This window comes from Syntrophomonas sp. UBA5494 (assembly GCF_002426325.1).
On record NZ_DIPG01000089.1, the window covers coordinates 8358 to 10552 of the forward strand.

1 protein-coding gene is annotated in these 2195 nt (G+C 56.3%); it reads right to left on the bottom strand.

Annotation, left to right across the window (positions count from 1 at the left end; all coding sequences use genetic code 11):
• Positions 1 to 2195: sodium-translocating pyrophosphatase (locus B3W37_RS09780; protein ID WP_483175595.1), on the bottom strand; the 2195-nt coding region annotated here is incomplete at both ends.

The window sequence follows — 2195 nt, forward strand, 5'->3', positions numbered from 1 at the left end:
ATTCCCCGGAAGGCTTCGGTGATGGCTATCTCCATGGCCAGCAGTCCGAACAAGGTAGTGAATTTGATGATCGGGTTCATAGCCACTGAAGAGGTGTCTTTGAAGGGGTCGCCCACGGTGTCGCCTACCACGGTGGCTTCATGCAATGGAGTGCCTTTCTCCTGCAGGTCAACCTCTACCACCTTTTTGGCGTTGTCCCAGCATCCCCCCGCATTGGCCATGAATACCGCCTGGAACAAGCCGAACACGGCTATGGAAATCAGGTAGGATACGAACAGCGATACCGCCAGATTGCCGTCCTCACCCGCTCTAGGCGCTGCCAGGCAGGCAAAGGCGATGGTGAAGGAGAAGATGGCGATAAAGATGTTGAACATGCCCTGCTGCGCATACTGGGTGCAGATCTTGACCACTTCTTTGGATTTTTCTATGGAGGCCTTTTGGCTGGCTTCCTCATCCAAACGTATGTTCTGCTTGATGTATTCCACCGCCCGGTAGGCCCCGGTGGTGACCGCCTGGGTGGAGGCCCCGGTGAACCAGTAGATGATGCAGCCCCCGGCGATGAAGCCGAAGATGGTGAAGGGGTTTAAGAGGGTTAAGATCTGTTCGGGCTCTACCCCTAATACGTTCTGGATGACCAGTATCAGGGAGAAGATCATGGTGGTGGCCCCGACCACCGCGGTGCCGATTAAGACCGGTTTGGCCGTGGCTTTGAAGGTGTTGCCGGCCCCGTCATTGGCTTCCAGATAGTGTTTGGCTTTCTCGAAATCAGGTTTGAAGCCGAATTGGCCCTCGATCTCTTTATCCACGTCTTTAATCTCTTCGATCAGGGACAGTTCGTAGATGGACTGGGCGTTGTCGGTTACCGGGCCATAGCTGTCTACGGCGATGGTCACCGGCCCCATCCCCAGCATGCCGAAGGCCACCAGGCCGAAGGCGAAGATGGAGGGATAGATCATGATATCGTTCAAGCCGTATCCGCTGGCATAGTAGGCTCCGAACATTAAGGCGAAGAATACCATGCCGATCCAGAAGGCGCTGAAGTTGCCCGCTACCAGACCGGAGAGGATGTTTAAGGACGGACCGCCCTCCCGGGAGGCTTTGACTACCTCGGCCACGTGGTTGGAGTTGGGGCTGGTGAATATCTTGGTGAATTCAGGGATTAACGCCGCTCCCAAAGTGCCTATGCTGATGATGGCGGACAAGACCAGCCACAGCTGCTCCAGCTCTTGGGGAACGCCGGAGCCCGGCCCTAACAGGAAGTAGCTGGCCGCGAAGGTGGCTATGATGGACAGTATGGAGGTGATCCATACCAGGCTGGTCAAAGGCTGCTCGAAGTCGAAGTCGTCTTTGGCGCCGAAGCGGCTCTGGCTGTAAGCCCGGTTGATGTAGAAGGCGGTGATGGAGGTGATGATCATCAATACGCGCAAGATGAAGATCCAGGCGATCAGGGTGGCAGACAAGGCCGGCTGTACCGCCAGGACGATGAAGGTCACCAGGGCCACCCCGGTCACTCCATAGGTCTCGAAGCCGTCCGCGGTGGGGCCTACGCTGTCGCCGGCATTGTCCCCGGTGCAGTCGGCGATGACGCCGGGATTTCTGGGGTCGTCTTCTTTGATGCCGAAGACGATTTTCATCAGGTCTGAACCGATGTCGGCTATTTTGGTGAATATGCCCCCGGCGATACGCAGGGCGCTGGCTCCTAAGGACTCACCGATGGCGAAGCCGATCAGGCTGGCTCCGGCCAGTTCTTTGGGAACCCACAACAGGATGATGAGCATCATGATCAATTCTACGCACACTAACAGTACCCCGATGCTCATGCCGGCGTCTAAAGCTATGTTCAAGAGCTTGAGCGGTTTGGTCTCCAGTGAGGAGAAGGCGGTCCTGCTGTTGGCCAGGGTGTTCATGCGGATGCCGTACCAGGCCACGCTGTAGGAGCCTAATATGCCTATGACCGTCCAGCCCAGGATGAGTAGCACCGAACCGAGGTGCATCTGACCCAGATAGCCGAAGTAGAAGGCGATGCAGAAGGCGATGAACAGGAACAGTATGAACAATAGTTTGCCCTGCTGCACCAGGTAGGTCTTGCAGGTCTCATAAATGATGTTGGCCACATCGAGCATGGCTTGATGGGCTTTGAGCTCTTTGACTTTGGCGAACTGGTAGTAGCCGAAGACCATCCCCAGCACGCAGAT